This is a genomic window from Streptomyces sp. bgisy159, assembly GCF_965341775.1.
Lineage (GTDB): Bacteria > Actinomycetota > Actinomycetes > Streptomycetales > Streptomycetaceae > Streptomyces.
On record NZ_CBDQZH010000022.1, the window covers coordinates 1 to 13,713 of the forward strand.

A 13,713-nucleotide genomic window follows, 5' to 3' on the forward strand; every position below is an offset into this window, starting at 1 on the left:
CCTTGACGGCCCCGTCCGCGGTGGCCTGCCCGGTGGAGCCGCCGGCGGTGGTCCCGAACCAGACCAGGGTGCCCGCGGCAGCCGCGGCCACGGCGGTACCCACCAGTCTCTTCAGCTGCATGGTGTTCCTCACTCCTCGACATTTCCGAGTTGACGGCGAACGTGGAGGAGCACCGTTCGGTGTTCACGCAAGCCCCCCCACTTGCGCCTGAAAACTTACTCGAAGGCGTTCGTGGAACGGGGAGTTGAATGACCGAGATCTTCACTTCCTGCGCGGAAACCGATCAGAATCAGCCAAGTCGAGACTGGAAGGTGCCGTCGTCGGCTACGTCAACCGCCCACGTCAACCGCCCGCGTTCTGCACGCGCGTTCGTGGGAGACCGCGCATCCACGCGGGCCGTGGACGCGTCTACGTCGTCATGGACCCTGTTGACCTGCGCAAGCCACCCGCGCGTCAGGAACCGCCCGAGGGGTGTCTGGTCGTCGCGATCCGTATGCCGGTCCGCGTCGCCGTGCTGGTGCTGGTGCTGCCGGTGCGGATGGCGTGGGACGCGCTCGCCGCCGCCGGGCGGTTCGTCACGCGCACGGTGCTCCGGCCGGCGGGGCGGGCCCTCGTGTGGCTGGCCGGGGTACTGCTCGTCCGGCCGGCCGTCGTCCTCTGGCGGTACGGCGTACTGCCCCTGTGCCGGGCCCTCGCATGGCTGGGACGGGTGCTGCTGGTGGTGCCGGTCGTCCTCCTGTACCGCTCCGTCCTCGCCCCGGTCGGCCACGCCCTCGCCCTGCTCGCGAGCCGAGCGGCCGCGGCACTCGCCTGGCTGTACGCGCGCGTGCTCACCCCGTTCGGGCACGCCGCGCTGCGGCTGCTGCGGGGCACCGCGTCCGCCCTCAGGACCGTCGCACTCGGGGCCTGCACCGCCGTGGCCTGGCTGGTGCGGTATGCGGTTGTCGTGCCGGTGGCCTGGCTGGTGCGGTACGTGGTCGTCGTGCCCGTGGTCTGGCTCGTGCGGCATCTCGTCGTCGCCCCCGCGCGGTGGCTGTACGCCAGGATCCTCACCCCCGTCGGACGCGCCGCCGGCCGGCTCGCGGGGCTGTTGCTCGCCGGCGTGGGCCTGGGGCTGTACTGGTCCGGCCGGGTACTGCTCGTGCTGCCCGCGTCGGCGCTGTGGCGATGGGTCCTCGTGCCCCTCGGGCGGCTTCTCGCCCTCCTCGCGAGGGAGGTCGCGGAGGCCCTCGGGCACGCCTGGCGGATGGCGGGACGGATCTCGGTCGCCGTCGGACGGTTCCTCGGGACGCTCTTCCGGTTGGTCTTCGTCGAGCCGGTGCGCTGGGTCCACCGCACGGTCCTCACGCCCGTGGGACACCTGCTGCGCGACGCCGTCCTGCGGCCTGCGGCCGAGGCCGCCCGCGCCGCCGGCAGGGCCGGCCGCCAGGCCGTCGCCGCCGCCCGCGAGACCGTACGGCAGGTGCGCGCCGACGTACGCCGGGCCCTGTTCGGGAGGCCCCCGGAGAGGGAAGCGGTGGGCGGGCGGGAACCTCAGCCCTCCGGGGCACGTACTCTTGGTAGAAGTACCACCGCTCTCACGAAGGACTAGGACACTGGGCAAGCGACAGCCCGAAGGCCCGCCGCCCGCACCCGCGGTGCAGCGCATCCGACTGCGCTACACCAAGCGCGGCCGCCTCCGGTTCACCAGCCACCGTGACTTCCAGCGCGCCTTCGAGCGTGCGCTGCGCCGCGCCGAGGTGCCGATGGCGTACTCGGCGGGGTTCACGCCGCACCCCAAGGTGTCGTACGCCAATGCCGCACCCACCGGCACGGGCAGTGAGGCGGAGTATCTGGAGATCGCGCTCACCGAGGCCCGGGACCCGGAAGGTCTGCGGGTCCTTCTCGACGAGTCGCTGCCCGCCGGGCTCGACGTCGTCGAGGCGGTGGAGGCGCGGACCTCCGGACTCGCCGACCGGCTGGCGGCCTCGGTGTGGGAGCTGCGACTGGCCGGGGTCGACCCCCTCGACGCCGAGCGCGCGGTGACCGCCTTCAACACGGCCGACACCGTCGAGGTGCAGCGCCGCACCAAGAACGGCGTGCGCACCTTCGACGCACGCGCCGCCGTCGTCACGCTGGAAACACGAGAAACAACGGAAACGCACAGTTCGCCGGCTGATAGGCCCAGCGACCAGCCCTGTGCGATACTGCGGCTGGTTGTTCGGCACGTGACGCCTGCCGTACGACCCGACGACGTCCTGTCCGGTCTCCGCGCCGTGGCCGACCTGGCGCCGCCGGTCCCCGCAGCGGTGACCAGGCTGGCGCAGGGGCTGCTCGATGAAGAGACCGGCACGGTGACCGACCCGCTCGCGCCCGACCGCGAGGCTGCGACGGCCCTACCCACGGCCGCTTCCGCCGCCGCCGCGACGGCGCCGGCGTAAGGAAGGTCCCGCGAAGGGACGGACGTCGTAGCGCCGCCCTCGTACTCGGGAGCCACCTGGGTCGGGCAGCGCACCGACCAGAAGACTTTCGCCAGGCCGTGCGCATTCGGCGTACGGAACCGGCGAGACAGGACACAGAGAGCTCCCGTGCGGCGCCCGCGCCCCGGACGGCGGCACCGCGCATCGCGCGAGCCGCGGACGTCAACGGCGGACGATCCTCATGATCGACGCCGGACCAGGCGCGGCGCCCGGGAGCCTGACGGGAGAAACGCCCGCATGCTCGAACCGATCGAACCCACTCAGGGTTCCGAAACCACCACCCCCAGCGACACCCTGCCGCCGCGTCGTCGGCGCCGGGCCGCTTCCCGCCCCGCCGGTCCGCCGGTCGCCGCCTCCGAGATGACCGAGGACGTCACCGCTTCGGCCATACCGGCCGAGGAGGACACCGCCGAGGAGCAGACCGGGGTGCAGACGCCCGAGGCCGAGGACACCGAGGCGCAGGACACCGAGGCGCAGGACACCGAGGCGCAGGACACCGAGGCGCAGGACACCGAGGCGCAGGACACCGAGGCGCAGGACGCCGAGGATGCCGCGCCGCGTCGTACGCGTCGTCGGGCCACGCGCCGTGCCTCCGCGCCCGCCGGCACCCCGGCGTCCGCTGGTAGCGCCGAGACCGCGGAGACCGTCGTACCGGCCGCCGCCGAACCCGCCGCCGAGATGCCGGAGCCCCAGGAGACCGCGCAGCCCGTGGCCGAGGAGGCCGGAGGGGCCGAGGAGGCCGCGCCGCGTCGTACGCGTCGTCGGGCCACGCGCCGCGCCTCCGCGCCCGCCGGCACCCCGGCGTCCGCCGAGGCCGCCGAGAGCGTTCTGCCCGCGGCCTCCGCGCCCAGCCAGGCCGAGGAGGCCGCCGTGACCGAGACACCGTCCGACCGAGCCACCGCCGAGACGGCCGCCGCGCCCGCCGCCGAGGCCGCGCCCGCCGGCCGTACCCGCCGTCGGGCCACCCGCCGCGCCTCCGCGCCCGCCGCTGCCCCCCAGCAGACCGAGGCCCCAGGCACCACCGAGGCTCCCGAGGTTCCTGCGGCCGCCGAGGCCGCGGAGCCCGCCGAGGCGCAGACCGCCGCCGCCGAGGAGGCCGCGCCCAGGACCCGTACGCGCCGACGCGCCACCCGCAAGGCGACCGCTCCCGCCGGGGCGGCCGAGGGCGCGGAAGCCGGTACCCCCACGGGCCGGGCCGTCGCCGCGGAGGCCGCCGAGACCCCGGCCGCCGAGCTGACCGGCGAGGTGCTGCCCGCCGCCGGGACGGCCGCCCAGGCCACCACCGGCGAGGAGCGCCCCGCGGAGAAGGCCCCGGAGGGGAAGACCGCTGCGGAGGAGCCCGCGGAGGAGCCCGCCGAGGCGGCCGCTCCCCGGCGCGGCCGTCGCCGGGTCGTGCGCAAGACCGCCGGTGGGCTGTTCGCCGAGCCGGCCGCGACGCAGAGCACCGAGGGTGCCGAAGCCGAGGCGCCGCGCCGCCCGGCGCGGCCCGCGGTGGCCGTGTTCCAGCCGCCGGTGTTCGCCGAGCCCAGGTTCCAGACGCCGGAACGGGCCGCCGCCGAGGCCGCCGCCGCGGAGTCGGAGAGCGGGACCGCCGAGGCCGAGGAGGCCGCCGAGGAGCCGACCGGGTCGCGGCGCCGGCGCCGCCGCCGCGGTGCCACCGCGGGCGAGGAGACCACGGCGCCCACCTTCCAGACGCCCGAGAACGCGGAGTCCACCGAGGCCGCCGCCGAGCCCGCCGCGGAGGAGACGGCCGAGGACGCCGAGGACCTCGTCGAGGGTGAGGAGACCGAGGACGGCGAGGAGACCGGCTCGCGCCGCCGGCGCCGCCGGGGCGGTCGCCGACGCCGCCGGGGCGAGGCCGCCGAGGGCGAGGGCGGGGACGCCGAGGCCGAGGAGCTCGCCACCGAGCAGGCCGCGCAGGACACCGAGGACACCGCCGAGCAGGAGGAAGAGGACGCCGAGGAGGGCGGTGCCGAGGGCTCCGGCTCCAGCGCCGGCACCCGCCGTCGTCGCCGTCGCCGCCGTCGGGCCGGTGACACGTCCGTGGACACCGAGCCGTCCGCCGACGACCCCGAGCGCACCGTCGTCAAGGTCCGCGAGCCCCGCAAGGCGGCCGAGCCGTCCGACGAGGTGCAGTCCATCAAGGGCTCCACGCGTCTGGAGGCGAAGAAGCAGCGCCGCCGGGAGGGCCGCGAGCAGGGCCGCCGCCGCGTGCCCATCATCACCGAGGCCGAGTTCCTGGCCCGGCGCGAGGCCGTCGAGCGGGTCATGGTCGTCCGCCAGCACGGCGACCGTACGCAGATCGGCGTGCTGGAGGACGGTGTGCTCGTCGAGCACTACGTCAACAAGGAGCAGTCGACGTCGTACGTCGGCAACGTCTACCTGGGCAAGGTGCAGAACGTGCTGCCGTCGATGGAGGCCGCCTTCATCGACATCGGCAAGGGCCGCAACGCCGTGCTGTACGCCGGTGAGGTCAACTTCGAGGCGCTGGGCATGGCCAACGGGCCGCGCCGCATCGAGTCCGCCCTGAAGTCCGGCCAGTCGGTCCTGGTGCAGGTCACCAAGGACCCGATCGGCCACAAGGGCGCGCGTCTGACCAGCCAGGTCTCCCTGCCGGGCCGTTACCTGGTGTACGTCCCCGAGGGGTCGATGACCGGCATCAGCCGCAAGCTGCCCGACACCGAGCGGGCACGGCTGAAGACCATCCTCAAGAAGATCGTCCCCGAGGACGCGGGCGTCATCGTGCGTACCGCCGCCGAGGGCGCGAGCGAGGAGGAGCTGCGCCGGGACGTCGAGCGGCTGCAGGCGCAGTGGGAGGAGATCCGCAAGAAGGCGAAGGGCGGCGGCTCGAGCGCGCCGTCCCTGCTGTACGGCGAGCCGGACATGACGGTCCGGGTCGTGCGGGACATCTTCAACGAGGACTTCTCCAAGGTCATCGTCAGCGGTGACGAGGCCTGGGGGACCATCCACGGCTATGTGTCGCACGTCGCCCCGGACCTCGCCGGGCGGCTGTCGAAGTGGACCTCCGAGGTCGACGCCTTCGCCACCTACCGGATCGACGAGCAGCTCGCCAAGGCGCTGGACCGCAAGGTCTGGCTGCCCAGCGGCGGTTCGCTGGTGATCGACCGGACCGAGGCGATGGTCGTCATCGACGTCAACACCGGCAAGTTCACCGGCCAGGGCGGCAACCTGGAGGAGACGGTCACCAGGAACAACCTGGAGGCGGCGGAGGAGATCGTGCGCCAGCTGCGGCTGCGCGACCTCGGCGGCATCATCGTGATCGACTTCATCGACATGGTGCTGGAGTCCAACCGGGACCTCGTGCTGCGCCGGCTGCTGGAGTGCCTGGGCCGCGACCGCACCAAGCACCAGGTCGCCGAGGTGACCTCGCTCGGCCTGGTCCAGATGACCCGCAAGCGGGTCGGCCAGGGCCTGCTGGAGTCCTTCTCCGAGACCTGCGTCCACTGCAACGGGCGCGGCGTCATCGTCCACCTCGACCAGCCGTCGGCGACCGGCGGCAAGCGCAAGAAGCGCGGTCGCGGCGGTGAGCACGTCCACGAGCACGACGCCGTCGTGGAGGTCCCGGAGACCGCCGAGAGCGCCGTGTCCGCAGAGCCGGCCGTGACCGCGGAGGAGGAGGCCGAGCGCGAGGCCGAGACCGCCGCGGTGGCGGAGCCGGTCGCGCTGCCCTCGCCGGACTTCGCGCCGGACGAGGAGCTGTACAGCAGCGTCGCCGAGGCCGAGGCCGCGGCCGGCCGGGGCCGTACCCGGCGCCGGGCGAGCCGCCGCGCGTCGGCACCGGCGGGCGCGCCGAGGTCGAAGCGGGCTGAGGCGCCGGCCGAGACACCGCGCGGGACCGAGACACCGCGCGAGACCGAGGCAGTGGCCGAGCCGGCCGCCCCCGCGCCCACCGCGCAGGACGTCACCGCCGAGGCGGAGGCGGCGCTTCCGGTGCAGCCCGCCGAGGCCGCCGCCGCGCACGCCGAGCCGGCCGCCGTGGAGGACCCGGTCGTCGAGGCCGCGCCCGCCGAGGAGGCCGCGCCCAAGGGCCGTACGCGTCGTCGGGCCACCCGCAAGGCGTCCGCGCCGGCCGGTTCGCCGGCGGGTGCGGAGGCGGCCGTGGTGACCGTCGCCGAGCCGGCCGCCGGTGAGCCGGCCGCGGTGCCCGCCGAGGGGTCCGCCGAGCAGGTGGAGGTCCCGGCCGGGGCTGCCGCGGGGGAGGCCGAGCCGGTCGCCGCCGAGAGCGCCGCGCCCGCCCGCCCGCGTCGTCGCGCCGTCCGCAAGACCATCGCGCCGACCGCGTCCGAGGAGGCGGCCGTCGTGGTCGTCCCGGCGGCTGAGGAGCCGGCCGAGTCGGCCGCGGCCCCGGAGGCCGCCGGTACGGCCGAGTCCGCAGAGTCCGCAGAGTCCGCCGAGTCCGCCGAGGAGGTCGCTCCGGCGGCCAAGAAGACGGCGCGCAAGGCCGCCAAGAAGGCCACGGCGAAGAAGGCCGCCACCAAGAAGACGGCGGCCAAGAAGACCGCGGCGAAGAAGACGGCCGCCAAGAAGACGACGGCGAAGAAGGCCGCCAAGACGGTCACGAAGAAGACCGCGGCGGCCCAGCAGAGCACGTCGTCGGCGTCGGCCCCGGCCGACGAGAGCTGAGCGGCGCGGGGCGCCGGTCCGGCAGGGCCGGCGCCCCGTCCGCGCGCTCGCGCCGCGTGGGGCCGACGTGACCGGCCGCACACCGGCGGGGCCCGCCCCGGTTTGACCCCTTCGGCAGCGGACCCGTAACCTTGACCGTCGGCGTGTCGAATGACCACGCCACATCCCCGTAAACCTCTTCCTCCCGGGCCTTCGGTGGCCGGGAGAGGCCGCCCGCTGTCGTGGACGGCTGGCCTTCGGGGGTGCCGTTTTCCGAGCGAAAGAGAGATCCGCGTGTACGCCATCGTGCGCAGCGGTGGTCGCCAGCACAAGGTTGCTGTCGGCGACATCGTTGAGGTTGACAAGATTTCCACCGCCAAGGTTGGCGACACGGTCGAGCTCTCGACCCTGCTCGTTGTCGACGGCGACTCCGTGACCAGCGACCCGTGGGTGCTGGCCGGCATCAAGGTCCAGGCCGAGGTCGTGGACCACCACAAGGGCCAGAAGATCGACATTCTGCGCTACAAGAACAAGACCGGCTACCGCCGTCGTCAGGGCCACCGCCAGCAGTACACGGCGATCAAGGTCACCGCGATCCCCGCGGCTGCGAAGTAAGGACTGAGGAGAGATGGCACACAAGAAGGGCGCATCGTCCACCCGGAACGGTCGCGACTCCAACGCCCAGCGGCTCGGCGTGAAGCGCTTCGGCGGTCAGGTCGTCAACGCGGGTGAGATCCTGGTTCGTCAGCGCGGCACCCACTTCCACCCGGGCGCCGGTGTCGGCCGTGGTGGCGACGACACGCTGTTCGCGCTGCAGGCCGGTTCGGTGCAGTTCGGCACCCACCGTGGCCGCAAGGTCGTGAACATCGTTCCGGTCGCCTGACACCAGGCACAGACCGAACGCTTCGCGAGGCGGACCTCACTTCCCGGTCGGGAAGGCGGGTCCGCCTTTCGCGTGTTACTACGAAGACATCCCGTGCGTTCGACGACATCCCGTACGTCCGACGGCACACCGTACGTTTCTGGAGGCACCGAACCATGACCACCTTCGTGGACCGCGTCGAGCTGCACATCGCCGCGGGTAACGGAGGTCACGGCTGTGCCTCCGTCCACCGCGAGAAGTTCAAGCCGCTCGGCGGGCCCGACGGCGGCAACGGCGGGCGCGGCGGCGATGTGATCCTCACCGTCGACCAGTCCGTGACCACGCTGCTCGACTACCACCACTCCCCGCACCGCAAGGCCACGAACGGCAAGCCGGGCGAGGGCGGCAACCGCTCCGGCAAGGACGGCCAGGACCTGGTGCTGCCCGTGCCGGACGGCACCGTCGTCCTGGACAAGGCGGGCAACGTCCTCGCCGACCTGGTCGGGCACGGCACGTCCTTCATCGCCGCCCAGGGCGGCCGGGGCGGCCTCGGCAACGCGGCCCTCGCCAGCGCCCGCCGCAAGGCGCCCGGCTTCGCGCTGCTGGGCGAGCCCGGCGACCTGCGCGACATCGTGCTGGAGCTGAAGACCGTCGCCGACGTGGCGCTGGTGGGCTACCCGAGCGCCGGCAAGTCCTCGCTGATCTCCGTGCTGAGCGCGGCCAAGCCGAAGATCGCCGACTACCCGTTCACCACCCTGGTGCCCAACCTCGGCGTGGTGACCGCGGGTTCGACCGTCTACACCATCGCCGACGTGCCCGGTCTCATCCCCGGCGCCAGCCAGGGCAAGGGCCTCGGCCTGGAGTTCCTGCGCCACGTCGAGCGGTGCAGCGTCCTGGTGCACGTCCTCGACACGGCGACCCTGGAGTCCGACCGTGACCCCGTCTCCGACCTCGACGTCATCGAGGAGGAGCTCACGCAGTACGGCGGTCTCGACAACCGGCCGCGGGTCGTCGTCCTCAACAAGATCGACGTACCCGACGGCCTGGACCTCGCCGAGATGGTGCGGCCGGACCTGGAGGCGCGCGGCTACCGCGTCTTCGAGGTGTCCGCGGTCGCCCACAAGGGGCTGAAGGAGCTGTCGTTCGCGCTGGCCGACCTGGTGGCCAGGGCGCGGGCCGCCCGGCCGAAGGAGGAGGCGACCCGGATCGTCATCCGGCCCAAGGCCGTGGACGACGCGGGCTTCACCGTCAGCCGCGAGGACGACGGCCTGTTCCGGGTGCGGGGCGAGAAGCCCGAGCGCTGGGTGCGGCAGACCGACTTCAACAACGACGAGGCCGTGGGATACCTCGCCGACCGCCTCAACCGCCTCGGCGTCGAGGAGGAGTTGATGAAGGCGGGTGCCCGGGCCGGTGACGGCGTCGCCATCGGTCCCGAGGAGAACGCCGTCGTCTTCGACTGGGAGCCCTCCGTCATGTCCGGCGCCGAGATGCTCGGGCGCCGCGGCGAGGACCACCGCTTCGAGGCACCCCGCCCCGCGGCCCAGCGCCGCCGGGACCGGCAGGCGGAGCGGGACGACGCGGACCAGGACTACGACGACTTCGAGCCGTTCTAGGGACTCGTACTCCGCGTCGCCGCCCGGGAGGCGGCCGCAGGCCTTCGGGAAGCGGCGCGGGACTGCTGTAACGGACGAGGACCGGTCCCCGGTGGCGGGGGCCGGTCCTCGTCCGTTCGTGTCGGGTGTTCAGCGCTCCAGGAACGCGAACAGCTCCTCCCAGCGGTCCGTGATCTCCGAGGCCGAGAAGCGCTGGACGTTCTTGTGGGCCTTGTCCCCCATGGCGTCGCGCAGTTCGCCGTCGGCCATCAGCCGGCCCAGCGAGCGCGCCAGCTCGGAGGTGTTGCCGGGACGGGCCAGGAAGCCGTCCTCCTCGTGCCGGACGATCTCGCGGACGCCGGGGGCACAGTCGAAGGCCACGCACGGCAGCGCGCAGGACATCGCCTCCAGGAGCGCCAGCGGGAAGCCCTCACCGCGCGAGGACATCACGAAGAGGGACGCCCCGTGCAGGGCCCCCATGACGTCGGAGGTCTGGCCGGCCCACTCCACGGAGTCGTCGAGGCCCAGCTCGGTGCACTGTTCCCTGAGCTTGCCCTCGTCCGGCCCGGAACCGTAGATGCGCAGGCGCCAGCCGGGATGTTCGGGCGCCACCTCGGCCCAGGTGTCGAGGAGCAGGTCGACGCCCTTCTCGTAGCCGAGGCGGCCGATGCTCACCACGACCTTCTCGGTGCGGGGGGACGGGGTCTCCGCCATCATCGGGATGGGGTTCGGCATGAACCCCACGTTGTTCAGCCCGCGCACCATCCACAGGTCGGCGTCCTCCTGCGTCAGCACGAGCAGCCGGTCGACGTCCTTGTAGTACCGCTGGACGCGGTGGAAGCGCGAAGAGGTGCGGGACGTCTCGTACGCCTCGTGGCTCATGCCGATGACGCGGTGGCCGGCGGTGTCGGCGACGGCGACCCATTCCATGGCCCACACCTGGGTCACGATGATCATGGCGCCCGGACGTGCGGCGCGGAAGATCCCCGACAGGCGTTCCGCGGCCTGCCGCATCTCCGCCTCGCGCGCGGCCTCGCGGCGCCGGGCGGCCAGGTTGGCGCGGTCGGGCAGCGTGCGGGCCTGCCAGCGGCCCGGCGGGCGCACGTCGTACAGGGTCACCGTCTCGAACGGCGGGTTCTCGCCGAGATCCAGGGGCGTCTCGGTCGGGGCGATGCCCACGATGGTGACGCGGTGTCCCCGCTCGGCGAAGAGCCGGGCCATGAACGTCTGCCAGCGGGCCACACCGCCGAGTTCGTTGACCTCGTTGGCCACGAAGATGATGTCGCGCTGTGTCATCGGGCTTCTCCCCGGGTGCCGAAGAAGCGGTCGACGATCCGGGCGGCGGCGTCGCCCCGGTCGTACTCGCCGTACTGCGTCATGAACTCCTTGAGCCGTCCTTCGTAGCCGGAGGCGAGAGCGCCGAGGTCGGACAGCGCCTCGAAGAGGTCCTCCGTCGTCCTGACCACCGGTCCCGGCGCCTGCTCGGACAGGTCGAAGTAGGTGCCGCGGCTGCTTCCCACGTAGTCGTCCCAGTCGTAGGTGTAGAACAGCATGGGCCGCTGGAGGAGCGAGTAGTCGAACATGACCGAGGAGTAGTCGGTGATCAGCGCGTCGGACAGCAGCAGCAACGGCGTGATGTCGGGCTCCGCGCTGACGTTGACGACGCGTCCGGCGACCGACGGCGGAAGCGACACGCTGTTGAGGTAGTGGGTGCGGATCAGCAGGGTGAAGCGGTCGCCGAAGCGGTCCGCGAACTCCTCCACGTCGAACGGGAACTCGAACTTGCGCACCGCGCCGTTCGCCTGGGCCCGGAACGTCGGCGCGTAGAGCACCACCGGCAGGTCGCGGCGCAGTCCGAGTCGCTCGGCCAGTTCCTCGGTGGCCGCGGGCAGCGAGCCGGACTCGCGCGCCTGCACCAGCGCGTCGTTGCGGGGATAGCCCGTGCGCAGGAGCTTCTCCTCCGGGATCCGGAAGGCCCGGGCGAGGGTCCGTTCATCGTGCTCACCGCGCACCACGAAGTGGTCGAAGCGGTCGATCGCCTTCTGGTACTCGCGGCGCTCCGGCTCGGTCATGATCCGGCCCTGCGGCGCGTCGAAGCCCATGCGCTTGAGGGCGGAGCCGTGCCAGGTCTGGATGTAGGTGGTCTCCGGCCGCTTGCGCAGCTTCAGCGGGAAGCCCTGGTTGTCGACCCAGAACTCGGCCTGCGCCAGCGCCCGGAGGTAGCCCCAGGACCAGCGGCGCACCAGCTCGGCGTCCTTCGGGAACCCGGTGGGACGCTCACCGGCGTACGACCAGATGGCCCGGACGGGGAGGTTCCGGCGCCGCAGCTCCTCGTAGACGGCGCGCGGGCTGTCGCTGTACTGCTTGCCGAGGTGGCTCTCGAAGACGACCGTGCCCTTGCGGACGGGCAGCAGGCGGCTCATGCGCTCGTAGGTCTCGAGCTTGCGCGCACCGGAGTTGAGCTCCTTGCGCACCGACACGACCTTGCGCGCGACCTTCTTGGCCATCTGGGCGGGCGGGCTCTGCATGTTGCGCTGCAGGAGCGTCGAGGTGCGCTGGGCGAGCGGGCTGTGCTGGGTCAGCCGGAACGCCAGGTGGCCGCCTGCCGAGGCGTGCGGCTGGATGCGGTCCGCTATGGCGCGGCCCAGCCGCGGCCGGATGCGGATCGCGCCCGTGTTCTCCAGGTCGGTCTGCCCGACGGTGAGCCGGCTCGTGGTGCGCTCCCCGTCGACGGTGAGGTGCAGGCGTACGTCCCACACGTCGTCGACGATGCCCAGGGGCCGCAGCTTGCTCGCCAGGGGCACCGTGGCCTGCCACACGACGGACTCGCCCTGGTGGGTGACCGACGGGACGGGGAACCGGAACGCCTGCAGGCTCTTGCGCCGGGCGCGGAACTCCAGTTCCGCCGTCAGCCGCGCGGACGGGGGGATCACTCCGAGCGGGTTGACCACCGCGCCCGCGAGGGCCAGCCCCCCGGCGTTCTCCTCGTACCGGGTCACGGCGTTGCGCAGGTTCAGCCGCTGGACGGGGGCGTCGTGGTAGCCGAGGTCGGTGACGTCGAGGATGCGGCGGCCCAGCGGGTCGTCGAGGTGCTCGGGGCACCAGAAGACGCGGCCGTCGCGCTCCACCAGCGGGCTGGAGACCTTGTTCTTGTTGATGAGCGTGTCGATGGCCGGCATGAGGTGCTTCCAGTCCTCCTGCAGCAGGAGGTAGGCGCACAACCGGTGAACGGGGGTCAGCCCCTCGTACGCCTCCTCGGGGAAGCCCTGGACGTATCCCCGGGCCATCTCCGCGAAGCGGTGCCGGTAGTCGTCGTCGAGGAAGGGCAGGTCGCGGAGGTACAGGACGAGGTCGTGCTTCAGGAACTTGCGGTCCTTGTGCAGCTTGAGCTCGTCGTGGCCCTGCTCGGCCAGGATGCGGTCGATCCTGCGGTGGATCTCGACGCGGTCGGCGAAGTTGCGGATCTCGTTGCGCCGGTTGCTGATCGACTTCTCCTGGGCCTTCTCGACCACGTTCCAGTGGTAGACCGTGTTCGGGATCAGCGTGATCTTCGACGCGGCGAGGTAGGCCTGGGCGGAGAAGAGCAGGTCCTCGTAGTGGATGCCGCGCGGGAAGACGAGGCCGTTGTCGAGGAGGAACGACCGGCGGTAGCACTTGTTCGTCGACAGGGTGTCGAAGACCAGCAGGTCGGGGATCTCCGTGATGGAGTCGAAGGTGCGGGTCTGCCGGTAGAGCCACTGGTACCACTTGGCGGTCTTGCCCGTGCGGCTGTCGGTGTGCACGCGCAGGCAGAGGCCGGAGACCAGGTCCGCGTCGGTGCGCTCGGCCGCGTCGAGCATGTTGCGGCAGGCGTTGGCCTCGAGCGTGTCGTCGCTGTCGAGGAACATCACGTACCGGCCGCGGGCGATGGCGACGCCCTGGTTGCGCGGCTCGCCGCAGCCACCGCTGTTCTCCTCCAGCTGGATGGCGCGGACCCGGTCGGAGCCGGCCGCCAGTCGCTGCGCGACCTCGAAGGAGCCGTCGGTGGAATGGTCGTCGGCGATGATCACCTCTACGTTGCGCAGAGTCTGGTCGAGGACCGACCGCACCGCGGTGGGGAGGCGTTCGGCGTCGTTGTAGACGATGACGACGACACTGATGTCGGGCGTTTCGTCGTGGGGCTGGGACACTGCGGCG

8 protein-coding genes are annotated in these 13,713 nt (G+C 72.7%); 6 read left to right on the forward strand and 2 right to left on the reverse strand.

Annotated features, from left to right (window positions below; translation table 11 throughout):
• Window positions 1-419 precede the first annotated feature (419 nt).
• The 6 genes from ACSLTV_RS21260 (at window position 420) to obgE (ending at window position 9,558) form a co-directional block, all read left to right on the forward strand.
• Window positions 420-1,592: a hypothetical protein gene (locus ACSLTV_RS21260; protein ID WP_435612657.1), complete on the forward strand. Its 1,173-nt coding sequence runs from the start codon at window positions 420-422 to the stop codon at window positions 1,590-1,592.
• Between the two features lie 46 nt (window positions 1,593-1,638).
• Window positions 1,639-2,421, forward strand: a complete 783-nt coding sequence (locus ACSLTV_RS21265; RefSeq protein ID WP_432157149.1) for a TIGR03936 family radical SAM-associated protein — start codon at window positions 1,639-1,641, stop codon at window positions 2,419-2,421.
• A 276-nt stretch (window positions 2,422-2,697) separates the two neighbouring features.
• Window positions 2,698-7,104 carry an Rne/Rng family ribonuclease gene (locus ACSLTV_RS21270; protein WP_435612658.1) on the forward strand — a complete coding sequence of 1,469 codons (4,407 nt, stop codon included), beginning with the start codon at window positions 2,698-2,700 and terminating at the stop codon, window positions 7,102-7,104.
• 273 nt (window positions 7,105-7,377) lie between these two features.
• Window positions 7,378-7,698, forward strand: coding sequence for a 50S ribosomal protein L21 (gene rplU, locus ACSLTV_RS21275; RefSeq protein WP_412793873.1), 321 nt, complete (start codon window positions 7,378-7,380; stop codon window positions 7,696-7,698).
• 13 nt (window positions 7,699-7,711) lie between these two features.
• Complete coding sequence (rpmA, locus tag ACSLTV_RS21280) at window positions 7,712-7,966, forward strand: 50S ribosomal protein L27 (protein WP_010041940.1); 255 nt, start codon at window positions 7,712-7,714, stop codon at window positions 7,964-7,966.
• A 155-nt stretch (window positions 7,967-8,121) separates the two neighbouring features.
• Window positions 8,122-9,558 carry a GTPase ObgE gene (gene obgE, locus ACSLTV_RS21285; RefSeq protein ID WP_432137426.1) on the forward strand — a complete coding sequence of 479 codons (1,437 nt, stop codon included), beginning with the start codon at window positions 8,122-8,124 and terminating at the stop codon, window positions 9,556-9,558.
• 129 nt (window positions 9,559-9,687) lie between these two features.
• Here obgE and ACSLTV_RS21290 read toward each other — a convergent pair whose 3' ends face one another.
• Window positions 9,688-10,833, reverse strand: coding sequence for a glycosyltransferase family 4 protein (locus ACSLTV_RS21290; protein WP_432137427.1), 1,146 nt, complete (start codon window positions 10,831-10,833; stop codon window positions 9,688-9,690).
• Window positions 10,830-13,706 carry a bifunctional glycosyltransferase/CDP-glycerol:glycerophosphate glycerophosphotransferase gene (locus ACSLTV_RS21295; protein ID WP_432137428.1) on the reverse strand — a complete coding sequence of 959 codons (2,877 nt, stop codon included), beginning with the start codon at window positions 13,704-13,706 and terminating at the stop codon, window positions 10,830-10,832. Before ACSLTV_RS21295 ends, ACSLTV_RS21290 begins: the two co-directional genes overlap by 4 nt.
• Between the last annotated feature and the right edge of the window lie 7 nt (window positions 13,707-13,713).